Source organism: Streptomyces sp. NBC_01241, assembly GCF_041435435.1.
Taxonomy (GTDB): Bacteria; Actinomycetota; Actinomycetes; order Streptomycetales; family Streptomycetaceae; genus Streptomyces.
This window is the reverse complement of the sequence record NZ_CP108494.1, coordinates 6,153,220-6,175,260: the sequence shown is the minus strand read 5'-3', so window position 1 is coordinate 6,175,260 and position 22,041 is coordinate 6,153,220. Positions and strand designations below refer to the sequence as shown.

The 22,041-nt window shown below is 68.3% G+C and carries 22 protein-coding genes and 2 pseudogenes; 11 read left to right on the top strand and 13 right to left on the bottom strand.

Features of this window, described 5'->3' with window-relative positions; all coding sequences use genetic code 11:
* Positions 1–3: 3 nt before the first annotated feature.
* Together OG306_RS27790 and OG306_RS27785 are read right to left on the bottom strand one after the other, a co-directional pair.
* Complete coding sequence (locus tag OG306_RS27790; protein WP_327349301.1) at positions 4–699, bottom strand: HAD family hydrolase; 696 nt, start codon at positions 697–699, stop codon at positions 4–6.
* A gap of 241 nt (positions 700–940) precedes the next feature.
* Entirely contained in the window at positions 941–1,150 is a 210-nt protein-coding gene (locus tag OG306_RS27785) for a hypothetical protein (protein WP_266905264.1), read from the bottom strand.
* A 140-nt stretch (positions 1,151–1,290) separates the two neighbouring features.
* On the opposite strand from OG306_RS27785, the gene OG306_RS27780 reads away from it, so the two are divergent.
* Together OG306_RS27780 and OG306_RS27775 are read left to right on the top strand one after the other, a co-directional pair.
* Positions 1,291–1,713, top strand: coding sequence for a DUF6281 family protein (locus OG306_RS27780; protein ID WP_327349302.1), 423 nt, complete (start codon positions 1,291–1,293; stop codon positions 1,711–1,713).
* A 30-nt stretch (positions 1,714–1,743) separates the two neighbouring features.
* Positions 1,744–2,145: pseudogene (locus OG306_RS27775) on the top strand (IS701 family transposase); the annotation flags it as partial.
* Positions 2,146–2,273: 128 nt separating this feature from the next.
* On the opposite strand, the gene OG306_RS27770 reads toward OG306_RS27775, so the two are convergent.
* The 5 genes from OG306_RS27770 to OG306_RS27750 all read right to left on the bottom strand — a co-directional run bounded on the left by OG306_RS27770 (position 2,274) and on the right by OG306_RS27750 (position 4,866).
* On the bottom strand, positions 2,274–2,477 hold the full coding sequence (locus tag OG306_RS27770) for a DUF397 domain-containing protein (RefSeq protein ID WP_266905267.1): 204 nt from the start codon (positions 2,475–2,477) through the stop codon (positions 2,274–2,276).
* A gap of 19 nt (positions 2,478–2,496) precedes the next feature.
* On the bottom strand, positions 2,497–3,351 hold the full coding sequence (locus OG306_RS27765; RefSeq protein WP_327349303.1) for a helix-turn-helix domain-containing protein: 855 nt from the start codon (positions 3,349–3,351) through the stop codon (positions 2,497–2,499).
* 171 nt (positions 3,352–3,522) lie between these two features.
* Positions 3,523–3,681 carry a hypothetical protein gene (locus tag OG306_RS27760; protein WP_266905271.1) on the bottom strand — a complete coding sequence of 53 codons (159 nt, stop codon included), beginning with the start codon at positions 3,679–3,681 and terminating at the stop codon, positions 3,523–3,525.
* 553 nt (positions 3,682–4,234) lie between these two features.
* Positions 4,235–4,606, bottom strand: a complete 372-nt coding sequence (locus OG306_RS27755; RefSeq protein ID WP_266905273.1) for a hypothetical protein — start codon at positions 4,604–4,606, stop codon at positions 4,235–4,237.
* Positions 4,603–4,866 (bottom strand): hypothetical protein, encoded by a 264-nt coding sequence (locus OG306_RS27750; RefSeq protein ID WP_371665704.1) that lies wholly within the window; start codon positions 4,864–4,866, stop codon positions 4,603–4,605. The genes OG306_RS27755 and OG306_RS27750 overlap by 4 nt, the downstream gene beginning before the upstream one ends.
* Positions 4,867–5,182: 316 nt before the next feature.
* Between OG306_RS27750 and OG306_RS27745 the strand changes: the two are divergent.
* A pseudogene (locus OG306_RS27745) lies at positions 5,183–5,299 on the top strand (DUF3800 domain-containing protein); the annotation flags it as partial.
* A 215-nt stretch (positions 5,300–5,514) separates the two neighbouring features.
* Here the strand turns inward: OG306_RS27745 and OG306_RS27740 are convergent.
* The 6 genes from OG306_RS27740 to OG306_RS27715 form a co-directional block, all read right to left on the bottom strand.
* Positions 5,515–6,057, bottom strand: a complete 543-nt coding sequence (locus OG306_RS27740) for a hypothetical protein (protein WP_266905277.1) — start codon at positions 6,055–6,057, stop codon at positions 5,515–5,517.
* Complete coding sequence (locus OG306_RS27735) at positions 6,057–7,685, bottom strand: alpha/beta hydrolase (RefSeq protein WP_371665703.1); 1,629 nt, start codon at positions 7,683–7,685, stop codon at positions 6,057–6,059. Before OG306_RS27735 ends, OG306_RS27740 begins: the two co-directional genes overlap by 1 nt.
* Before the next feature lie 7 nt (positions 7,686–7,692).
* Positions 7,693–7,992 (bottom strand): hypothetical protein, encoded by a 300-nt coding sequence (locus tag OG306_RS27730; RefSeq protein ID WP_371665702.1) that lies wholly within the window; start codon positions 7,990–7,992, stop codon positions 7,693–7,695.
* A 205-nt stretch (positions 7,993–8,197) separates the two neighbouring features.
* The gene (gene gltX / locus OG306_RS27725; protein WP_266748859.1) at positions 8,198–9,709 is read right to left on the bottom strand and encodes a glutamate--tRNA ligase; all 1,512 of its coding nucleotides are present in this window, start codon (positions 9,707–9,709) and stop codon (positions 8,198–8,200) included.
* Positions 9,702–10,478, bottom strand: coding sequence for a fumarylacetoacetate hydrolase family protein (locus OG306_RS27720; protein ID WP_266748858.1), 777 nt, complete (start codon positions 10,476–10,478; stop codon positions 9,702–9,704). Before OG306_RS27720 ends, gltX begins: the two co-directional genes overlap by 8 nt.
* Before the next feature lie 155 nt (positions 10,479–10,633).
* The gene (locus tag OG306_RS27715) at positions 10,634–10,822 is read right to left on the bottom strand and encodes a hypothetical protein (RefSeq protein ID WP_266748857.1); all 189 of its coding nucleotides are present in this window, start codon (positions 10,820–10,822) and stop codon (positions 10,634–10,636) included.
* A gap of 580 nt (positions 10,823–11,402) precedes the next feature.
* On the opposite strand from OG306_RS27715, the gene OG306_RS27710 reads away from it, so the two are divergent.
* The 8 genes from OG306_RS27710 (at position 11,403) to OG306_RS27675 (ending at position 21,936) form a co-directional block, all read left to right on the top strand.
* A complete protein-coding gene (locus OG306_RS27710; RefSeq protein ID WP_266905283.1) occupies positions 11,403–15,218 on the top strand; it encodes a nitrate- and nitrite sensing domain-containing protein in 3,816 nt (1,271 codons plus the stop codon).
* Entirely contained in the window at positions 15,219–15,641 is a 423-nt protein-coding gene (locus OG306_RS27705; protein WP_003966009.1) for a roadblock/LC7 domain-containing protein, read from the top strand.
* A 135-nt stretch (positions 15,642–15,776) separates the two neighbouring features.
* The gene (locus tag OG306_RS27700) at positions 15,777–16,184 is read left to right on the top strand and encodes a DUF742 domain-containing protein (protein WP_003966010.1); all 408 of its coding nucleotides are present in this window, start codon (positions 15,777–15,779) and stop codon (positions 16,182–16,184) included.
* Positions 16,165–16,746, top strand: a complete 582-nt coding sequence (locus tag OG306_RS27695; RefSeq protein ID WP_072487286.1) for a GTP-binding protein — start codon at positions 16,165–16,167, stop codon at positions 16,744–16,746. The genes OG306_RS27700 and OG306_RS27695 overlap by 20 nt, the downstream gene beginning before the upstream one ends.
* A gap of 347 nt (positions 16,747–17,093) precedes the next feature.
* On the top strand, positions 17,094–20,240 hold the full coding sequence (locus OG306_RS27690) for a nitrate- and nitrite sensing domain-containing protein (protein ID WP_266905285.1): 3,147 nt from the start codon (positions 17,094–17,096) through the stop codon (positions 20,238–20,240).
* 10 nt (positions 20,241–20,250) lie between these two features.
* Entirely contained in the window at positions 20,251–20,664 is a 414-nt protein-coding gene (locus tag OG306_RS27685) for a roadblock/LC7 domain-containing protein (RefSeq protein WP_073771622.1), read from the top strand.
* Between the two features lie 89 nt (positions 20,665–20,753).
* Positions 20,754–21,374, top strand: coding sequence for a DUF742 domain-containing protein (locus tag OG306_RS27680; RefSeq protein WP_266748853.1), 621 nt, complete (start codon positions 20,754–20,756; stop codon positions 21,372–21,374).
* Positions 21,355–21,936 carry a GTP-binding protein gene (locus OG306_RS27675; RefSeq protein WP_014048542.1) on the top strand — a complete coding sequence of 194 codons (582 nt, stop codon included), beginning with the start codon at positions 21,355–21,357 and terminating at the stop codon, positions 21,934–21,936. Before OG306_RS27680 ends, OG306_RS27675 begins: the two co-directional genes overlap by 20 nt.
* The last annotated feature ends 105 nt before the right edge of the window (positions 21,937–22,041 follow it).

The following is a 22,041-nucleotide window of genomic DNA, read 5'->3' as shown; positions in this document are numbered from 1 at the left end:
GGATCAGGGCCGGGCAGGCCCCAGCAGGCCGGGCAGCTGATCGAGCCCGCTGATACGGACGAGTTCGGGCCGGCCGCCGCGGCCGCCGCGGTCGAGCCAGATCCCCATCAGCCCCGCGGCGACCGCGCCACTCGCGTCGATGTCCGGTTCATCCCCCACGTACGCGACTTCCTGCGGTTCCAGCGCCAGCGCGTCGCAGGCGGCGTGGAAGGCGCCGGCCTCGGGCTTGGAGACGCCCAGCTCCACGGCGCACACCACGGCCTCGAACCGCTCCCGCACGCCGAGCGTGCGCAGCTTGCGGTCCTGGTTGTGGATGCTGGAGTTCGACAGCACCCCGTGCCGGAACCCGTCCGCCAGCAGGTCCAGGGTGGGCACCACATCGGGAAAGAGCGACCAGGCGGCCTCGTAGTGGGCCGCGTGCCGAGCAAACCAGTCGTCGGCCTCGGTGTCGTCCAGCGCCCGCGAGACGAACTCCCGGACCCGGTCACGGCGCTGCCCCTGGAAGTCCGTCTCCCCGTCCGCGAACCGCGCCCAGTGCACATCGGTGATCGCCCGCCACGCGGTGAGGGCCTGGTCGACGGAGTCGTATCCGCCGGGCAGGCCCTCCTGTTCGAGATGCTTGCGCATGCCGATGCTGTCGGCACCCGTGTAGTCGAAGATCGTGTCGTCGATGTCCCAGAGGACCGCGCGGATCGTCATGGGACCCAGCGTAGATTCCTACGCGGCGAGTGTGGTGGGTTTCGCAGTGCTCTGCAGGCCGATGAAGACAATCTTCAGGTCGTCGATCTCCTCGGGGGTGAACAGGTCGTCCGGGCCACCGGGCCACCGGGTGCCCGGTCGTGGAAGGGGCTGCCGACTTCGTACAGGTCACCGAGGTCGAGCAGGCCACGCTTCGCGACCACGTCGACGACCAACGTGATGAAGTCCAGCTAGCCGGCGCTCAGCTGCTTGCCCGCGATGAAGCCCTCAAACGCCAGAGCAGCACCAGGAAAACGGCGAGCAGGACGAACTGCATGGCGGTCGAGTGCAGGTCGAAGAGGGCCGACGGTCCGTGGGGCGGCGCATCGGCCTTGTGCGTTGTGCCAGCGTGGTCATGACGTCGCGTCGCCTCCCCCTCGTCGTACGGCGTGGTGATCGGGTCGGTGATCACTCATCCGCCGTCTGCCCGGGATGGCGGAGTTCACCGAACAGGCCTTCAGAGGGGCAGCGGAACGAAAAGGGGGGCTGCTCCGTCGTAGCACTGAGAGGCCGAAGGGCCTTCGGTGATGCCGGAGAGACGGAGGGCGGGAGATGGAAGTCAAGCCGCGGGTGCGGAGATGGACGAGGACTCTGGTGGTGGCGGCGGTCCTGATGGTCGGGGGGACCGGCTGTACGACGAAGGGGGAGAGCGACGGGGGCCTCAAGGCGGGCGGCGCCTCCGAGGCGAAGTGCGCGTACCTCGTGAAGTATGAGGGGCGGTCCTACCTCGACGTGAGGGGACGGTCCGTGACCGACAAGGAGTTCACAGTCGGCAAGGACCTCGGTACCGGCCTGCTGCCCGGGTGCGACGAATCGGGCGAGGTCGACGGCACGGAGAAGCCGGAGAAGGTGACCGTCTACGAGGTCGAGGGCATCGATCCGGCGGTCGCCGTGGCGGCGGGGGAGACCCCGGGCGAGGCCGTGCTGGTGGCGGTCCAGGGCGCGGATCTCACGTCGCTGGACTCAGCTTCCTGAGTCCAGCGTTGAGTGTGGCCAAGAATTCGACGAAAGGGCATCCACACCGTCGGCGTCCAGCGCCAGTACACGGGCACGGCTGGGCGGATCGAGAAATCCCAGGTCGCCGTCTACCTCGTCTACGCCGGCGAGCGTGGGCACGCGGCGGTGGACCGGGAGCTGTACATCCCGCGCTCCTGGACGGGTGACCCGGATCGATGCCGGGCCACGGGGCTCGGCGAGGACACCGTGTTCGCGACCAAGCCGGAACTGGCCCGCAGGATGACCGAACGGTTCTGGGACGCTGGACACCATGTGGGATGGGTCACGGGCGACGAGGTCTACGGTGGCAACCCGAAAATGCGTGCCCCCCTGGAGGAACGCGGCATCGGCTACGTCCTCGCGGTGGCCTGCTCGGCCGAAGTGACCATCAGTGCGGGCACGTTCCGCGCCGTCGCGGCGTTCCGTAGCGGCGGAGTCGCAGCCTCACTCAGGGTTGCACCCGAGGCTCTCGTCCACTGACGTCGGGGGCCACTCCGGCACACCTGGCCTCTACGGTCCATGGCGGCGATGTCACCGCCTCATTCGGGCCGCAGCCCAGGGCACTCGTTCGCCTTGATCGACGCGAGCAGAGCAGACAGGCCGACCCGGGTCGCGGCGAGTATCACATCAGGTTCGTCGCTCTCGCGCAGTCTGAGCGAGCCGTCGGGCGCGGTGGCGACGTTGACACAGTTTGCCGCCTCGGCGCTGAACGACGACTTCTGCCACATCAGAGGTGACGACATGCTCACTCCTCACTCGTTCCTACATCTCGCGCTGGATGCGCACGATCAGATCCCGCGACTGAGAGGGGTTCAGCGCACATGCCTCCATGCGGTCGAGAACCATTCGGTACTTGGACAGCTGGGTCTCACCGTCGAGGAAGACTGACCCATGATCGGTGTCGAGTTGAATGGTGTCCAGCCTTGCGTTCTCGGCGCAGAACTGAACGATGCCGTGACCGGCACTGGGAAATGCTCCGGCGCCGAACGGGATCACCAGCATGTTCAAGTGCGTCTCCTCACCTTGGTCAATGAGGCGGCGAAGCTGACGACCAGAGACCGAGGGTCCTCCGAAGCCCATACGAAGTGCCGCTTCGTGAATGATCACCGTGAGCGGAGTCGGTGGCTCGCCATGAACGGTCGACTGCCGCTTGAGGCGATGCGAAACCCGATGCTCCACCTCCTCGGAAGTCATGGAGGGAACCGCATCGTTCATCACAGCCCGCGCGTGCTCTCTGGTCTGCAACAGGCCGGGGATGTGGATTGCAGATGCGATACGCAGAGTCTCAGCGTGATGCTCCAGCTCAGCGAGATCCAGAGCGTCGGAGGGCAGAATCTCCCGATACTCCTCCCACCACCCTCGCGTGCGGCCACCAGTCATCCTGGCCAACGCTTCGATGAACTGTTCGTCGGCGCAGTCATAGAGTCTGGCCAGCGCCCGGACTCGCTCGGCACTGACCGCATAGCCGCCTGCCTCGATGTTGCTGATGCGCGACTGCGTGGCACCGAATAGTTCTCCTGCACGTGTCGCCGAAAGTTCGGCACGCTCGCGCATTCTGCGCAGCTCAGCCCCGAGGCGCCGCTGACCGATGCTCGGCGGAAGTTTGACACGAGCCATGAATGTCCCTTGCACAAGAAGTCGAGGCCGTCCCCCACACGAGTGGAGTTGGCATGTAGACCACCAATCAATGGACTACATACCTTCGCTGACTCTACGCTCGTAGCGCTCGGTCACTCAACGCCTACTGCTGGCAGGAGACTTCGCATGGCCACCGTATCCCCGCAGCCTTCACTCCCCGCCCCTCCCGACGGATTCGCCGATGAAATTCGAGCCCTCGTAGAAGCCACCGCACCCCGCCTCTTCGCCGTCGTCGAGCAGTTCGCGACCGCCGACGGAGAGCTGGACGCCCGGGTCGCTGCGTGGGGGCTGGCTCATGACGACGGCCATGCCCAGGTCACCTCCGTCGATGGCGGATTCCGAATGTCCCTACGCACCCCCGACCGAGCCACCCAACTGGTCTCGCTGCGCCCCGGGAGCATGGGGACCTTGGTGTGGCCTGACGCCACAGCCCCAGCTCTACCACGGAGTTGACATTCGTCAACTCCACGTAACGAAGAACTTGCCCCTGTGCTCCCACCGCTGGCAGCATCGAAATCAGCAAACAACACGTCGCGCATATGACTGCGCAGACCCTGCGGCCGTCCCTTCGGGGACGGCCACAGACGCGTTTCGGGGAGAGCGGCCGAAGAAGCCCCAGTTCCGCCACCAGGATCCGAGCGGTAGACGGCGCGACGGAATCGTGGTCGCAGACCGGCGTATTACGCAGCCCTCCCGCCTCGTGTTCGGTTCCGCGAAGTCCGATGCGACAGCCTCCATGCCACTGGCAAAAGTTCCGGGACAGCAGACGAGCGGCAGCACCCTGCCACTCACCCCGTAGCGACAGCAACGGGGGGCCGGCAGCCCCTCGGCTGCCGGCCCCCGCACAGGCCACTCCCGGCGCTCAGGGCTTGCCGATATCGACCGCCCACGACCCCGTCCCGATGTACGCCTCCGGGGTTGCCGTCAGTACCAGGCTCTCCGGCTCGCCCGATGCCGTCGCGTACACCGCGTGCGCGTGCCGCCACTCGACACCCGCTGAAACCGTCTGCTCCACGGCCGCTGCCGCCGCGAAGTCCAGCGGCAGGAATTCCACGGCCGGCAGGGCTCCCACATGCGCGGTGGCGCCGGGCAGTTCAAGGCTCGCCGCCAGCAGGCACAGCGCGGGGACATGCGCATGCTGGCCGGGTTCGTCCGTCCCGATCACCGCGAGCCCGGAGAGCATCCGATGTCCTCGGCAGAGTGCGAGCACGGCCGTGTGGTCGAGAACGATCACCGACGCTCACCCAGCCGCCGGGCCAGGAGATCCGCCCGCCATTCCCGCGCGGCACGCAGATCCTCGTCGGAGAGGTCCACGCCGAAATGCGCACGGACGTACGCGACAGCGCGTGCCGTCCGCTCCGCCTGCTCCGACTCCGTCGGCGTGGCCGCGACCATGCGCTCGACATACGCCCGCGTACTCATGCCGCGTTCCTCCGCCAGGGTGCGGAGGCGGTCCCTTATGCCTTCGTCGATCTTGATCGTGGTGTCAGCCATGAAGCCAGAATACAATTGAATACCGATGGGGTGACTGCTCCGGCCGAGCAGCCACCCCATCGTGTGAGACGAACCGTGTGACGCGAAACCGCTACGCGGCCGCCAGCTTCGCCAGTGCCGCGTCGATGCGGGCGCCCCAAGGCGCTCGTCGCCCCTGCTCGACATACTGGAACGCCACAACGCGCGGCTCCTCGCCCGCGTCTGGATCAAGGAGGAAGGGCTCGCCTTCAACGAGTCCGGTGTCTACCCGACCTCCGCGGGGTCGTTGACTGAGACGTTCCAGGCTCAGCCGCCCCACGAACACTCACGCGGGATAATGGTCCTCGGCAGCCGTACCAAGATGAAGAACGCGCCCAACGTGCACTGCGTGACCACCCGCAAATACCGCACGGGCGGGGACGGTCCCGGGGGGGGGATCATCGAGCCCCCCGCCTTCGGCCACAGCGACACGTACACCCTGTTGCAGGTCGCGGACCTGGTGGTGTCGTCCTTGCTGTTCCCGATCGCCTACCAAGGCGACCTCAACGACCTCGCGTGGAACGTGCACTGCGATGACGCCTACGCTCCGCTGCGGGCAAGCGTGGCGGCCCACGGACTTCGATCAGCGGCCGCCATCTCCAGGGTGTCCCAGGGCCAAGGGCTCAGAACTCAGAATTTCTGCTGTTCGACCCCCGGCGGCAGGAGACAGGGGGTACTGACGATGAAGACCAGGAGGTCCTTGTCCACGGACCCCACGGAGACGAACTGCTGGTTCTTAGGGTGCTTGGCATCCACTGCGTTCGCCGGCTCCGTGTCGTCGTCGACCACGAAGGTCTGGATCTCGAAGCCCTTGTCCTTGAGAGTGTCCTTAATGGCGGTGACCGCTCCGGCATGGGCGGTCCGGGGAACGGTTCCCCGGACCGAGTAGCGCAGGGTGAATCTGCCGTCGTCCGCCGTCTCGCCCTTCTCACCCGTGCAATCCGTGAAGCTCGCGGTGGGGCGGGCCGTCTTCGGGTCGAGCCGCGCATGCGCGGTACCGACCATGGAATCGGTCCAGTGCTTGGCCCACTTCTCTGCCTTCTCCCTGCTCATGCGCGGAAGCGGGTCGTTCACTCCGTCGTCGGACATGCAGCCTCCCAGCAGCAGCGTCAGGGCCAGCGCCGCGATGCTCCGGCGCCGGGGAATCACGTATGCGGTCGATGTCCGCGTCATCAGCCTGCCCCTCCGTCCCGTGGACGGAGACCGGCGATAATGCGGCCCTGGTTCTCCAGACTCTTGCTGCCGTCGTTCCAGTAGCCGCCGTGGTCCTTGGTGTCCACGTACATGTGCTGCGCCCCGAACTCTGATTTCTTCGGGTCCGCGCCGAGCGTCGCGTCAGAGAACACGTTGGAGACCAAGTCGTTGTCCGCCGCGCCCACATACAGGTGCTTGGGATCTATGTGCAGTTGGTCGGCGCGGTCGACCGTCAGTCCGGGGCTGCCGACCACCACCATGTCGTCGGCGTCCAGTCCCCGCCCGCCGGCGTCGGCCGCACCGGCGGTGGTCGATCCGTAGCTGTGGGCCAGGACCGTGAGATGACTCCGCTCACCTTGATGAGCCGCTCGCAGACCATGGGTGAAGTCACGCAGGTCCTCCGCCCCGTTCTGGGCACGGCCCTGAGTGGCGATCCCCAGGTTCAGTTCCGCTTCCCCCACGGAATCGCCGTTCGCCTCCGGCGCGTTGTAGTCGAGCCAGGAGATGACCGAGACGCCATCGGGCCCGGCAGCTCCGTTCCAGTCAGCGGCGGAGTCCTGGAGTTTACTGACGCGATTGATCTGATCCCCCACGTTGTCCAACTGGTTACTCGTCCCCGGGACCTGAACGGCCGTGTGCCGGGCCGTGTCCGGATTACCGACGGCAACGATCGCCCGGCCGTCCTTCGAGGTGTCGAAACCGAGCAGGTACAGCTGCTTGTGCGCGGGCGCCGTGTCTTCCCTGTCCAGGCGGTCCTTGAGGGCGCTGAGTGAGCGGTAGCTGTAGCGCTCGTGGTAGCCCAGGTCGCTCTCGCGCAGCGCGTAGTCGTTGAGCTGCATGTCCAGCACCGCTCGGTTCGCATCGTCGCGGGTGGTTGTGGGAAGGCCGTCCAGTTTGCCGATCCGGTCGGGGAAGGCCGCCAGGTAGAAGTCGCGCTGGTCAGAGGTGAGGCCCGCCCACCAGTCGGCGGTGCGTTGCGGATCTTTCCCGTTCGGAATGTTCTTCCTGTCGAGCCCGGCGAACTCGGCGATCTGTGCGGCGTCCTCTGCGGCGTTGGCACCGCCGTACTGCTTGTCCAGGTCGAAGGGATCGATCTGATGGAGGAGTTCGGTCGCGTCGCTACTGACTCGTTCCGCTTCCGCCAGCGCCTCGTCGATTCGGGCCCGGTAGCCTCCCAGCCCGGCGTTGGCCCGCTGCTGAACGCCCTGATAGTCCGGGTCGTTGTGATACTTCGGGTCGACCGCCTGCTTCGGCTCGACCCAGCCGTCTTCCGTGACGGTATGACCCGCCGTCTCGGCATCCGACACCGCATGGCGCAGTTTGCGCTGGGCGGCCTGCATCCGGGTGCTGAGCGTGTCCAGGACCGTGTGGATGAGTTGCGCGTTCGTCTGCGCCGTTTTCAGTTTGCTCTCGGTGGCTTCGAGCGCGTTGAAGCCGTAGTCGGCTGCAACGCCCGACCAGCTTGCCTTGTGCAGCGGTCCCGAGACGCGCTTCCCGCTGCCGATCCGGGTGTCGCCGAGGATCCCGGCCAGTTTCTGCCACGAGCCGGTGGCCGCTTCCAGATCGGAGAAGTCCTGGCGGAAGAGTTGTGCGAAGAGTTCTGGCATTCCGGGCTCACCAGCCCTTGAAGCAGTCGCCGACGTCCGCATCGTGGATGCTGTGGCCATCGGCCACCAGCCGTAGGCCGTTCGCGTGTTCCGCGAGACGGTCCTTCAGGGTGATCAGGGCGTCACCCCAGCCGGTACCGACGGCCTCGATACGGCCCTTGTCGTCCCATGCTCGGAATGCGGCAGCCGCCGCAGCCGTGTCATCGATCGCCTTCCGCAATGGTCCCTGCAAATCTGTTACAAGCCCGTCTGCGGCGCCCGCCGAGGCGTATAACTCGGTTGCGGAGACGTTGAGATCCTCTGCCATCTGCCCTTCATTCCTGCGTCACGCACCCCTGTCGGGCCATAGCGACTGATCCTAGCCGCGCCTGAAATTCCCGTAAGCGAACAGCGACATTCGGCTGAATCCCGCACCCACCCCGGCTGAAACGCGTCTCATGACCGAGAAACAGCGGAGGGGGCGGCCCCCGGAGTGAACCGGTGGCCGCCCCCTCAGGGCGTGACCTGGACGGTTACGCGGCCAGCTTGGCCAGTGCCGCGTCGATGCGGGCCAGGGTCTTCTCGCGGCCCAGGATCTCCAGGGACTCGAAGAGCGGCAGGCCGATCGTGCGGCCGGTGACCGCTACGCGGACCGGGGCCTGGGCCTTGCCGAGCTTGAGGCCGTGCTCCTCGCCCGCGGTGAGGACGGCGTTCTTCAGGGCGTCCGCGTTCCACTCGGCGTCGGCCAGCTTGGCGCGGGCCGTGACGAGCAGTGCGTCGGAGCCCTCCTTCATCGCCTTGGCCCAGGACGCCTCGTCCGTCGCCGGCTCGTCGAGGAAGAGGAAGTCGACGTTGGCGGTGATGTCCGAGAGGACCGTGACCCGGGTCTGGGCGTGCGGGGCGATCTCGGCGAACTGCTCCGCGTCGAACGCCTCCGGGGCCCACGGGGCGAACGGGGCCTTCAGCCAGGGGCCGCACGCCTCGGTGAACGTCTTCACGTCCAGCTTGCGAATGTGCTCGGCGTTGATGTGCTCGCACTTCTTCAGGTCGAAGCGCGCCGGGTTGGCGTTGACGTCCCCGATGTCGAACGCGGCCACCATCTCCTCGACGGAGAAGATGTCGCGGTCCTCGGCGATGGACCAGCCGAGCAGCGAGAGGTAGTTGAGCAGCCCCTCGGGCAGGAAGCCACGCTCGCGGTACAGGTTGAGCGAGGCCTGCGGGTCGCGCTTGGAGAGCTTCTTGTTGCCCTCGCCCATGACGTACGGGAGGTGGCCGAACGCGGGGGTGCCCTTGGCGATGCCCAGCTCGATGAGCGCCTTGTAGAGCGCGAGCTGGCGCGGGGTGGAGGAGAGCAGGTCCTCGCCGCGCAGGACGTGGGTGATCTCCATCAGCGCGTCGTCGACCGGGTTGACCAGCGTGTAGAGCGGGGCGCCGTTGGCGCGGACGATGCCGTAGTCCGGCACGTTCTCCGGCTGGAAGGTCAGCTCGCCGCGGACCAGGTCGGTGAAGGTGAGCGCCTCGTCGGGCATCCGGAAGCGGACGATGGACGTGCGGCCCTCGGCCTCGTACGCGGCGATCTGCTCGGCCGTGAGGTCGCGGCAGTGGCCGTCGTAGCCGGACGGCTTGCCGGCGGCGCGGGCGGCGTCGCGGCGGACGTCGAGCTCTTCGGTGGTGCAGTAGCAGTGGTACGCGTACCCGCCGGCGAGGAGCTTCTCGGCGACATCCTTGTAGATGTCCATGCGCTGCGACTGGCGGTACGGGGCGTGCGGGCCTCCGACCTCGGGGCCCTCGTCCCAGTCGAAACCGAGCCAGCGCATCGAGTCCAGGAGCTGGTTGTAGGAGTCCTCGGAGTCGCGGGCCGCGTCGGTGTCCTCGATGCGGAAGACCAGGGTGCCGCCGTGGTGCCGGGCGAAAGCCCAGTTGAAGAGGGCGGTGCGGACCAGGCCCACGTGGGGGTTACCGGTCGGGGAGGGACAGAAACGTACCCGGGGGGGTACCCCCTGGCCGAGCGGGACCGAGAGCTTGGGGGAGGGTGCGTTAACCACGCTTGATCACCTTGTTGGTGAGAGTGCCGATGCCTTCGATGGTGACGGCGACCTCGTCGCCGACATGGAGGGGTCCGACCCCTGCGGGAGTGCCGGTGAGGATCACATCGCCCGGGAGCAGCGTCATGGCTTCCGTGATGTGGACGATGAGGTCCTCGATCGAGCGGATCATGTCGCTCGTGCGGCCCAACTGGCGTTGCTCGCCGTTGACCGTGGCCTGAATGGTCAGGTCGCTGGGGTCGAGGTCGGTCTCCACCCAGGGGCCGAGCGGGCAGGACGTGTCGAAGCCCTTGGCCCGGGCCCACTGCTTCTCGCGCTTCTGGGCATCGCGGGCGGTGACGTCGTTGGCGCAGGTGTAGCCGAAGATGACGTCCTTCACGCGCTCACGCGGCACTTCGCGGCACATGCGGCCGATGACCACGGCCAGTTCGGCCTCGTGGTGGAGCTCGTTGGAGAAGGAGGGGTACTCGATGGCGTCGCCGGAGCCGATCACCGAGGTGGTGGGCTTGAAGAAGGCGACGGGGACGTCCGGCACCTCGTTGCCGAGCTCCGCGGCGTGCTCCGCGTAGTTGCGGCCGATGGCCACGACCTTGTTGGGGAGCACGGGCGGCAGGAGGCGGACCTTGCTCAGCGGGACCTTCGTGCCGGAGAGCTCGAACTCGGCGTACGGAATGCCCTTGATGATGTCGAGGACGAGACCATCGGGCCCCTCGCCCTCGACGGCGCCGAAGGCGACATTGCCGTCGATGGAGAACCTGGCGATGCGCACGGGATGCTGTCGCCCCTCACTTGCTTGCTGGCTGAAGACTGACGCTCCAGGCTAACGCCTCGCCCTGCCCGGCGAGCGTGCGTGCCGGGCGGCGCGACGGGGCAAACCTCGCAGGGTGAGGCGTTGAGCGCGGGTGAGGGGGGACGACGTACGCACTACTCCGTGGCCGCGACCGTTACCGGGGCCTCCATGAGGATGGTGCGGCGGGGGTTGGCCGTCTGGGTGGGCAGGTCGAGCGCGTGCTCCGGCAGCTCCGGCGTCCGCAGCTCTTCGGCGTCCTTGAGGTGCGCCAGCGTGGTGCGCCGGGGGTTGGCAATGTTGCGGAACATCATCGTCGTCTTCATCTGCCGTTCGGACCCTGTCGGTACGGGCGCCGCTCGGAGGGGCGCCGGTTGTCGGATTTGCCATCCCTGTAAAGCGTCAGGCTAAACATCGAATTCCCTTCGAAAGCCCGGATGAGACGGCGATCATGATGTGAGTTTGCTCACGACTGTGTCGACAATTGCCTCATTTCGGGCGGCCGATCACCCCGGAAGAAACGGACATTGCATAGCTGAATCAGCCATTCCGCTCCTGATCATGTCGACTGGGACACCCTTAACCCTTCGTCGATTCACCCGTAATGATCCACTTTGACCGCGAACACGCTCCACGGCTTGTTACGCAGCCATCACAACGCGTCATCCAGGTCACAGCCGGGTACGAGGCCCTTGTTGGAGATCCGGCACTGTGCTGGAATTCCACGCACCGCCGCGGGTTTCAGGCCGGCGCGCAGGGGGCGCAACGCAGCGCCGAGTGGCGGCGGGAAGGGGAAGAGCGCCGGTCACTCACGACCACCATGGGGCGGGTACAACGCCCCACGACGCCGACACCGTCCGATCCGCTTCGCGCGGAGGGACGCCTGGTCCAGAGGTTGCGACGCTAGTGCAGGGACGTTTCAAGAGGGATGGCAGCGCTGCGGCGGAACAGGAGCCGCGCGGCGGGACCGACCGCGGATCCTCGCCCCAGCACGCCCAGAACCCCGGACCGGCCTCGGCCGGCGACAGCGGCGACCGTGACCGGGGCCCTGGTGCCACGGCGGCCGCCGGCACCGACCCGATCTCGTCGCTCAAGCCGCGGGGCCCCGTCAGCACGGGCTCGCGAGTGGCTCTGCGCAACTGGCGCATCAGCACGCGTCTGGTCTCCCTGCTCGCCCTTCCCGTGGTCGCCGCGACCTCACTGGGCGGGCTGCGGATCAACGACTCCATGAACGACATCCAGCAGCTGGACCACATGCAGCTGCTGACCAAGATGACCAAGCAGGCGACCACGCTCGCCCAGGCGCTCCAGGAGGAGCGCGACCGCTCGGCCGGTCCGCTGTCCAACGGGGTGAAGCCCGACGACTTCAAGGTCACCGAGCCCCGCAAGAAGTCCGACCGGGCGAAGACGGCCTTCCTCGAAGCCACGAACGCGATCGGCGACCCGTCCGGCGACGAGGCCCTCGAAGGCATCTACTCGAGCGTCCAGCAGATCGCCAGCCAGCTGACCGAGATCCGCAATATCCGCAAGACGGCGTACGCCAAGGACACCCCGAGTCTCCAGACCGTCGACCAGTACAGCCAGCTGATCACCTCGCTGCTGAGCCTCTCGCAGGACATGGCGCAGGCGACCAGCAACGCGGAGATGATCAAGCGGACCCGGGCGCTGGCGGCCTTCTCCTCCGCCAAGGAGTACGCCTCGGTCCAGCGGGCGATCATCGCTGCGGCCCTGCCCGGCGGCAACGACAAACAGCCGCACCTCGAGGATAACGACAAGCAGTTCGGCCGCGCCGCGCTGCGCAAGGAAGCCACGGCACTCCGCTCCTTCAAGGCCGTGTACGGGGCGAACGCCGAGGAACTGACCGCCACCCTGGACGAGGGCAACCCGGAGATCAAGGCCGCCAACACCTACGCGCAGAAGGTGCTGGACAGCCCCTCGGGCATGACCGGCACCACGCGGCGCTCCTACATGGACTGGTACGACCAGAGCTCCACCAAGATCGGGGCGATGAAGACCATCGAGGAGACCCTCCTCAGCGACATGGAGGGCAAGGCCCGCGAGCTCCGCGACCAGTCGAAGAGCGAAGCGATCATCAGCGGTGCGCTCATCCTGCTGGTGCTCGGTGTCTCGCTGGTCGGTGCCTTCGTCGTCGCCCGGTCGATGATCCGCTCGCTGCGGCGGCTGCAGGACACCGCTACGCGCGTCGCGCAGGACCGGCTGCCCGAGCTCGTCAAGCAGCTCTCCGAGGCCGACCCGCAGGACGTCGACACCTCGGTCGAGTCGGTCGGTGTGCACTCCCGGGACGAGATCGGCCAGGTGGCCGCGGCCTTCGACGACGTGCACCGCGAGGCGGTCCGCCTCGCCGCCGAGCAGGCCCTGCTGCGGGGCAACGTCAACGCGATGTTCACCAACCTCTCGCGCCGCAGCCAGGGCCTCATCCAGCGTCAGCTCTCGCTCATCTCCGAACTGGAGTCGCGCGAGGCCGACCCGGACCAGCTGTCTTCGCTCTTCAAGCTCGACCACCTCGCGACCCGTATGCGCCGTAACGGCGAGAACCTCCTCGTCCTCGCGGGCGAGGAGCCGGGCCGCCGGTGGACCCGCCCCGTCCCGCTGGTCGACGTGCTCCGGGCCGCCGCCTCCGAGGTGGAGCAGTACGAGCGCATCGAACTGGCCGCGGTGCCCGCCACCGAGGTCGCCGGCCGCGTGGTCAACGACCTCGTGCACCTGCTCGCGGAGCTGCTGGAGAACGCCACGTCGTTCTCCTCGCCGCAGACGAAGGTGCGGGTCACCGGTCACGCACTGCCCGACGGGCGGGTGCTGGTCGAGATCCACGACACGGGTATCGGCCTCTCCCCCGAGGACCTCGCGGCGATCAACGAGCGGCTCGCCTCGCCGCCCACCGTGGATGTCTCGGTCTCCCGCCGCATGGGTCTGTTCGTGGTCGGCCGGCTGTCGCTGCGGCACGGCATCCGGATCCAGCTGCGGCCCTCCGACTCCGGTGGTACGACCGCGCTGGTCATGCTGCCCGTCGATGTGGCGCACGGCGGCAAGCAGTCGGCCCCCAAGCAGGGGCCGGGGCAGCAGTCCGCCCCCGGCGGTCTGCTCGGCGGTGCCGGCGGTCCGGGGCAGGGCAACGCTGCCCGTCCCGGTCTCGGTGGTGCTCCGGCGGCCCCGGCCGGCCGGCTCGCCGCGGGTCCGGACGCCGCACGAGGTCAGGTCGGTGCGGGCCCCGGTCCGCGCGCCGCACTGCCCTCGCGGGACGGCGGATCGCGCCGGCCGCAGGACCAGCAGGGCCAGCCGGGCCAGCCGGGCCGGCCGGGCCGGCAGAACGCCGGCTTCCAGTCCAACGGACCGGCCGACGCCGGTCCGCAGGGCAACCCGCGCCAGGAACCGCAGCGTCAGGGCGGCGGCCTCGCCGGTGCTTTCGGCAACGGTGCCCGGCTCGGCGCGCGCGGCCAGGGTGACGGAACGGGCCGTACGGACTCGGTACGGGCCGACGTGTTCGGCCCGAACCGCCAGGACCAGAACCGCCAGGACTGGAACGACCAGAGCCACAACGACCAGAACCGCAACGGTCGGAGCCGCAACGACCAGGACCGCTTCGACCAGGACCGCTTCGACCAGCAGGAGCAGGCCAACGGCCCCGCCCCGTGGGGGGCGCCGCAGCCGCAGCAGGCCCGGCAGAACCCGGCCGGCCAGGGCGGCTTCCCGCGGTCCGGCGGCCCGGTCGAGCCCGGTCGTCAGCTGCCCCCGGTCGGCGGTCCGCGTGCCGAGCTGCCCGGTGGCAACCCACGGCCGCAGCGCTCGCAGACCACCAGCTGGGGCGCCGACGAGCCGTCCGCCCCGCGCCATACCCCGCTGGACGCCCCGCGCGGTCACGAGGAGCCCGAATCCACCGGCCGGTTCCAGCGGCCGATGAGCCCGCCGCTCGTCCCGCGCCCGGCCATGAACGATCGGCAGGGCCCCGGCTCCACCGCCGAGTTCGCCCGCCCGGACTTCTCCGGTCCGGCCCCGCAGGCTCCGTCGCCGCTGGACCCGGCGAGCACCGCGCAGTTCGCCCGCCCCGACTTCGGCCAGCCGCAGCCCGGGCAGGACCAGGGTCTGCCGGCACCGCGTCAGCGTGACCGGGACAACGAGGACTTCGGTGCCCCGCGTCCGCCCGCCGCGCCCCACGGTGACGGGCAGTACCGTCCGGTCCTGCCGCCGCAGCCGCAGCCCGAGGCGCTGCCGCCGGCCGGGCCCGGGGACGGTCGTACGCCGCTGTACGACACCCTGGAGACGAACTGGTTCCACGGCCCGCAGCAGGGCGGTCAGCAGCCGCCCGCCGAGCCGCAGGCGCCCACGTCCGCCCCGCACCAGCCCGGCCAGGAGCTTCCGGCTCCCGCGCCGCGCCGCGCCGGAGCCGACAACGGCGGCACCACACCTACCTGGCGCCCCTCGCCGAACGACGAACTCGTACGGCAGGCGGAGCGGGTCAAGAAGCCCGCGGCGGGCGGAGTCACCACTTCCGGACTGCCTCGCCGGGTACCTCGCGCCAACCTGGTTCCGGGCACCGCCCAACAGCAGAACCATCAGTCCGGTCCCCAGGTATCGCGTTCGCCCGATGATGTGCGCGGGCGGTTGACCAATCTCCGCCGGGGCATCCAGCAGGGACGGCAGGCCAACAACGGCCAGTCGACCGGCAGTTTTCCACTCGGCCCCACTCACCAGCAGGAGCGTTAGTTGAGCCCGATGAGTCAGGCCGCGCAGAATCTCAACTGGTTGATCACCAACTTCGTGGACAACACCCCCGGGGTGTCGCACACGGTGGTGGTATCCGCCGACGGACTCCTGCTGGCCATGTCCGAAGGTTTCCCCCGTGACCGCGCCGACCAGCTGGCGGCCGTCGCCTCCGGTCTGACCTCGCTGACCGCGGGCGCCTCGCGGATCTTCGAAGGCGGCGCCGTAAGCCAGACCGTGGTGGAGATGGAACGCGGGTTCCTCTTCCTGATGTCCATCTCCGACGGTTCCTCACTGGCCGTTCTCGCCCACCCGGACGCCGACATCGGCCTGGTCGGGTACGAGATGGCCCTCCTGGTCGACCGGGCGGGCACCGTCCTCACCCCGGACCTCCGTGCCGAGCTCCAAGGCAGCCTGCTCCACTAGGCGGCCGCGGATCGATGACAGACTCGATTGCCCCCCAGGTAATGCCCTCATTTCTCACCCGTCAGGCCGCTTAGAGCCCCCACCGGCCCCCTTCAGACGGCAAGCCGACACTCTGCTGTCACGCCCGGAGGATTCATGACCCCGCCACCCGCCTCACCCGATCCGTACGGCGCACTGCATCACGCGTCGTACGACGGTGAAGGCGACCAGCCGCTGGTCCGTCCGTATGCCATGACCGGCGGCCGGACCCGGCCTCGCTACCAGCTCGCGATAGAGGCGCTGGTCTCCACCACGGCCGACCCCGCGCATCTGGGGACGTTGCTCCCCGAGCACCAGCGGATCTGCCACCTCTGCCGTGAGGTCAAGTCGGTGGCCGAGGTCTCGGCGCTGCTGTCGATGCCACTCGGTGTGGCCCGGATTCTTGTCGCGGACCTGGCGGAAGCCGGCATGGTGGCCATCCACCAGCCGGGCAATGGAGAGGCCGGCGGCGCGCCGGATGTAACGCTGCTCGAAAGGGTGCTCAGTGGACTTCGCAAGCTCTAGTGGCGGTGCTGCCCGGGCCACCACCTCGGCGAAGATCGTGGTGGCCGGGGGCTTCGGCGTGGGTAAGACCACGTTCGTCGGTGCCGTTTCGGAGATCAACCCGTTGCGCACGGAAGCCGTGATGACGTCCGCTTCCGCGGGCATCGACGACTTGACGCACACCGGCGGCAAGACGACGACGACCGTCGCCATGGACTTCGGGCGCATCACCCTGGACCAGGACCTGATCCTGTACCTCTTCGGTACGCCCGGACAGGACCGCTTCTGGTTCATGTGGGACGACCTGGTCCGCGGCGCCATCGGCGCCGTCGTCCTCGTCGACACCCGCCGCCTCGCCGACTGCTTCCCCGCCGTCGACTACTTCGAGAACAGCGGACTCCCCTTCGTCATCGCCCTCAACGGCTTCGACGGACACCAGCCCTACACCCCCGACGAAGTCCGCGAAGCCCTCCAGATCGGGCCCGACACCCCGATCATCACGACGGACGCGCGGCACCGCGCGGACGCCAAGAGCGGCCTGATCACGCTCGTTGAGCACGCGCTGATGGCGCGGTTGAAGTAAGCACAAGTCTGTATTGACATACGGTAGTTGCCGTACCCAAACGGGGGCGGGCTGTGTCCTTTGACACGATCCGCCCCCGCGTTCATAACGTTTCGACAGAGAATTGTCTCGCTTTCAACACCCGATGCGTTCAATCGGTATCGCTGAGCTCACATGAGCCCCGCCTTTTGGCGGGGCTCGTTCTTTATGCCCGTTTTATCTGAGGCTTGGACCACTCGGAATGGCTGGTTCCGACTGTTTGGAACGCGACCGGTCCCCGTGCTGGAATTCGACGAACTCCCGAGTAGTACGGCCCTGAACGAAACACGGCACAACGTAGGTGCCGACGCCGAGAGGTTGTTGGTCGAGTGAGGCGAAGCAACGAGGGCTCCGGGGCGGAGCCGGGGCGGGGCAATTTCACCCCGGCTCCGCGCGCCGCGGCGTCGCCCGCCGATAGGTCCCGAGCGATGAAGTCCGGGGGCAGCTCAAGTCGGCTTTCCCCGCGCAACTGGCGGGTACCCACTCGGCTGAACGCGATCCTCCTGATCCCGGTGCTCGTCGGCCTGGTCATGGGCGGCTTCCAGGTGAAGGGCTCGATCGACACCTGGCGGGAGGCGCAGGAGGCCGAGAAGACCGCGCTGATCGTGCGCGCGGCCTCCGCGTACGGCCAGGCACTCCTCAATGAGCGTGACCTCTCCGCTCAGCCGCTGCTGTCGAACAAGCGGGACGCCGCCGTCATCGACCAGGTCCGGGCGGCCACCGACGCCGCCGCGGCCAAGTTCGACACGGCCGTGAAGGACATGCCCAGGACGCAGGGCCTGGAGCGGCGCCTTCAGCTGTTCCGGCTGGAGGAGCCCAAACTCCCCGAGCTGCGCAAGGCCGCCTACGCCGAGGCGATGAACCCGGTGAAGACGGAGGAGGGCTATGTCCAGGTGCAGCACTCCTTGATGGAGTTCTGCAACGAGCTGGGTCTGGGCACCGGCAACATCACCAGTTACGGCCGTACGGTCTACGCGATCGAGCTCGCCAAGGCTGCAGAATCGCTTCAGCGCTCCATCGGTATGCACCTGCTGGTGCGTCCGAGCCAGGAGAACGCCACGTTCGACGCCCAGGTCAAGGCCTTCGGCTCGTACAACTACCTGGAGAAGATCGCGCTCGGCGAGTTCAACTCCGGTGGTACGGAGGCCGACGTGGCCCGGCTGAAGCAGGTCATGGCCGCGCAGTCGGCCGAAGGCGCGAAGAGGCTGGAGAAGGCGAAGGAGCAGGCCGACGCCACGGGGGTCCCGTTCGTCGCGCCGCCCAGTGTCGACGGCTCGGTCTTCGACGGCATGGCCCAGCAGATCGGGGAGGGGAAGTCCCCCCAGAAGCTGGCCGCCAAGGGCATCACGCCCGAGACCTGGATGGCCGCCGCCACCGCCAAGTTCGACGGCTACACCACGGTCGAGGACGAGCTCGTCGACAAGGCCGTGTCCGAGGCCGCGGACATCTCTTCCAGCGCCCGGAACGACGCCTTCATCAACGCCGCCGTCGTGATCGTCGCCCTGCTGGCCGCCTTCGTCCTGGCCGGGCTGATGGCGCGGCAGATGAGCCGCTCGATGCGCCATCTGCGTACCGCCGCCTTCGGGATCGCCGAGCAGCGGCTGCCGATGCTGGTCGACCAGCTCTCCAGGACCGATCCCGGCCGGATCGACACCCGCGTCGAGCCCATCCCGATCGACAGCCGCGACGAGATCGGCGAGGTCGCCCGCGCCTTCGACCAGGTGCACCGCGAGGCGGTCCGGCTGGCCTCCGAGCAGGCCATGCTGCGGGGCAACGTCAACGCGATCTTCACCAATCTGTCGCGTCGCAACCAGTCCCTGATCGAGGGCCAGCTGACCCTCATCACCGACCTGGAGAACAACGAGGCCGACCCGGACCAGCTGGAGAGCCTCTTCCGGCTGGACCACCTGGCCACCCGGATGCGGCGCAACGGCGAAAACCTTCTCGTGCTGGCCGGCGAGGAGCCCGGCCGCCGCTGGAACCAGCCGGTTCCGCTGGTCGACGTCTTGCGGGCCGCCGCCTCCGAGGTGGAGGCGTACGAGCGCGTCGAGCTCTCCGGGGTGCCGGAGACCGAGATCCACGGCCAGTCCGTCACCGACCTCGTGCATCTGCTGGCCGAGCTGCTGGAGAACGCCACCACGTTCTCCTCGCCGCAGACCAAGGTGCGGGTCACGGCGACCCGGCTGCCCGACAGCCGCGTGATGATCGAGATCCACGACAAGGGCATCGGTCTCACCGCCGAGGACTTCGCCGACATCAACCACAAGCTGGCCAACCCGCCGACCGTGGATGCCGCGGTGTCGCAGCGGATGGGTCTCTTCGTGGTCGGCCGGCTCGCCGACCGGCACGGCATCCGGGTTCAGCTGCGCCCCTCGGGCGAGCAGGCCGGGACCACCTCGCTGGTCATGCTGCCGGACGCCATCACCCACGGTGGCGGCGGCGAACCGGACGCCGCGCAGGACGACTTCACCGTCTCCTCGATCATTCCGCAGCAGCAGGGCTTCGAGCAGCCCGCGCCCCCGCAGCTGCGCACGGCGGCGGAGCTCGGCTTCGACGACTCACGTTACGAGCAGCCGTCGGCGGACGCCTCGCAGCTGGACCCGGTGGGCCGTTCGCTGATGCGTGAGGAGCGCCGGGCCGCGCTGGAGACGCAGGCGACGGGCGAGCGCCCGCAGTTCGCGCAGGCCCCGTACGCCGGCAACGGCTACGCCCAGGAGCCGCAGCAGTACGAGCAGGCTCCGTACGAGGGTGGTTACGCCCCCTACGGCGGTGACGCGGGCTTTGCCGAGCAGCCCGACCACACCCGGCAGGACGGCTATGCGGAGGCGGCATATGCGGTCGGCGCGACCGCGCAGCCGTCGTACGAGGAACCCTTCACCCCCCAGCCCCACCAGGACGAATGGGCGAATCAGGGCGCGTATCAGGATGCGTACGTACCGCCTGCGCAGGTCCAAGCGGAATCTGTCCCGAGTGCCCCCGCCGAGCCGCAGGAACGCGTAGGCTTCGACCGTCCGGGGCCCACCCCGAACTCCGGCCACGAGCTGACCGAAGCCGGTCTGCCACGCCGGGGCGGTCAGCAGCACTGGCAGCCCACCGGCCGCGGGAACAACCGGCCCGCAGCCGCAGCACAGCAGGAACTGCCGCCGCAGCAGCAGGAGATGCCGCAGCGGCAGCCGTCCGCACAGCAGGACGAGAACGGCTCCGACGACTGGCGCTCGACGAACGACGAGCGCTGGGAGCGGGCCGAGAAGCTCCGGGAGCCCAAGGCGGGCGGGGTCACCCCGTCCGGGCTTCCCCGGCGGGTGCCCAAGGCCAATCTGGTCGAGGGTACGGCGGAGCAGACCCTGCAGGGCGGCCCTCAGGTCTCCCGTGCCCCCGAGGACGTCCGCGGCAGGTTGAGCAACCTGCGGCGGGGCGTGCTGCGGGGACGTAACGCGGGTTCGGACGCAAGTGATACCTACAACCAGGAGCGTTAGTGTGAGCCCGATGAGCCAGGCGGCGCAGAATCTCAACTGGTTGATCACCAACTTCGTGGACAACACCCCCGGGGTGTCGCACACGGTGGTGGTCTCCGCCGACGGACTCCTGCTGGCCATGTCCGAAGGATTTCCGCGCGACCGCGCCGACCAGCTGGCGGCCGTCGCCTCCGGTCTGACCTCGCTGACCGCGGGCGCCTCGCGGATCTTCGAAGGCGGCGCGGTGAATCAGACAGTCGTGGAGATGGAGCGCGGATTCCTCTTCATCATGTCCATTTCCGACGGATCTTCACTGGCCGTTCTCGCCCACCCGGACGCCGATATCGGTCTGGTCGGGTACGAAATGGCCCTTCTCGTCGACCGCGCGGGCGGCGTCCTCACCCCGGACCTCCGCGCCGAACTCCAGGGAAGTCTTCTTAACTAGTAGACAGACTGTGCGTTTCGCGCCACCGCGCCATAAAGTGCGGTGGCGCGGACCCACTGGGATCGGGACCGGCAGGCGGAGGAGGAATCGTGGCAACACCCCCAGGCGGACACCGGTACAACGGTGGCCAGAACGTACCGGGTGAGCACGGGGACAACCGTTTCAACTTCCCCTCCACACCCAACAGACAGGGCGCCCAGCAGCCGTATCAGCCCTATCAGCAGCCGCAGCAGCCGCAGCAGCCGTACGGCGCCCAGCAGGGCGCCGGGTGGCCCCCGCAGCGGCCGCACCGTTTCGACCCGCCCCAGTCGCCCCGCATCCAGCCCGTGCAGCCGCGGCAGGCCCCCGAGCCGACCGCGCCCGCCGCGCACAATCCGCTGGTCCGTCCGTACGCCATGACCGGCGGCCGGACACGACCGCGCTACCAACTCGCCATTGAGGCGTTGGTCAGTACCACGGCCGATCCGTCCCGGCTGCAAGGGCAGTTGCCCGAGCACCAGCGGATCTGCCGGCTGTGCTTCGAGATCAAGTCGGTCGCCGAGATTTCGGCACTGCTCTCGATCCCGCTCGGCGTTGCCCGGATCCTCGTAGCCGACCTGGCAGAGGCTGGACTCGTCGCTATCCATCAGCCCGGCGGCGACGAGTCCGCCGGCGGCCAGCCAGATGTGACATTGCTCGAAAGGGTGCTCAGTGGACTTCGCAAGCTCTAGCGGCGGAGCGGCCCGCTCCACTACCTCCGCGAAGATCGTGGTGGCAGGGGGCTTCGGCGTGGGTAAGACCACGTTCGTCGGTGCCGTTTCGGAGATCAATCCGCTGCGCACCGAAGCCGTGATGACGTCCGCGTCCGCGGGCATCGATGATCTGACGCACACCGGGGACAAGACCACCACGACGGTGGCGATGGACTTCGGGCGCATCACCTTGGACCAGGACCTGATCCTGTACCTCTTCGGTACGCCCGGACAGGACCGCTTCTGGTTCATGTGGGACGACCTGGTCCGCGGCGCCATCGGCGCCGTCGTCCTCGTCGACACCCGCCGCCTCGCCGACTGCTTCCCCGCCGTCGACTACTTCGAGAACAGCGGACTCCCCTTCGTCATCGCCCTCAACGGCTTCGACGGACACCAGCCCTACACCCCCGACGAAGTCCGCGAAGCCCTCCAGATCGGGCCGGACACGCCGATTCTCACGACGGACGCGCGGCACCGCGCGGACGCGAAGAGTGCGCTGATCACGCTCGTGGAGCACGCGCTGATGGCGCGGTTGCGCTAGCGTCTTTCGACGAAAGACCCTAGGGCTGCCGCCCCCGGGTCCGGCTGTGCGTGAGGGCCCCGCGCTCCTTCGGGAGTGCGGGGCCCTCGCGTGTTGCGCGGCCTT

What these genes read in the sequence shown, in the direction of transcription:
- OG306_RS27790 (WP_327349301.1), bottom strand. Translation starts at nt 699, where the DNA reads ATGACGATCCGCGCGGTCCTCTGGGACATCGACGACACGATCTTCGAC.
- OG306_RS27780 (WP_327349302.1), top strand. Translation starts at nt 1,291, where the DNA reads ATGGAAGTCAAGCCGCGGGTGCGGAGATGGACGAGGACTCTGGTGGTG.
- OG306_RS27770 (WP_266905267.1), bottom strand. Translation starts at nt 2,477, where the DNA reads ATGTCGTCACCTCTGATGTGGCAGAAGTCGTCGTTCAGCGCCGAGGCG.
- OG306_RS27765 (WP_327349303.1), bottom strand. Translation starts at nt 3,351, where the DNA reads ATGGCTCGTGTCAAACTTCCGCCGAGCATCGGTCAGCGGCGCCTCGGG.
- OG306_RS27760 (WP_266905271.1), bottom strand. Translation starts at nt 3,681, where the DNA reads ATGGCCGTCGTCATGAGCCAGCCCCCACGCAGCGACCCGGGCGTCCAG.
- OG306_RS27750 (WP_371665704.1), bottom strand. Translation starts at nt 4,866, where the DNA reads ATGGCTGACACCACGATCAAGATCGACGAAGGCATAAGGGACCGCCTC.
- OG306_RS27740 (WP_266905277.1), bottom strand. Translation starts at nt 6,057, where the DNA reads ATGACGCGGACATCGACCGCATACGTGATTCCCCGGCGCCGGAGCATC.
- OG306_RS27735 (WP_371665703.1), bottom strand. Translation starts at nt 7,685, where the DNA reads ATGCCAGAACTCTTCGCACAACTCTTCCGCCAGGACTTCTCCGATCTG.
- OG306_RS27730 (WP_371665702.1), bottom strand. Translation starts at nt 7,992, where the DNA reads ATGGCAGAGGATCTCAACGTCTCCGCAACCGAGTTATACGCCTCGGCG.
- OG306_RS27715 (WP_266748857.1), bottom strand. Translation starts at nt 10,822, where the DNA reads ATGAAGACGACGATGATGTTCCGCAACATTGCCAACCCCCGGCGCACC.
- OG306_RS27700 (WP_003966010.1), top strand. Translation starts at nt 15,777, where the DNA reads ATGACCCCGCCACCCGCCTCACCCGATCCGTACGGCGCACTGCATCAC.
- OG306_RS27685 (WP_073771622.1), top strand. Translation starts at nt 20,251, where the DNA reads ATGAGCCAGGCGGCGCAGAATCTCAACTGGTTGATCACCAACTTCGTG.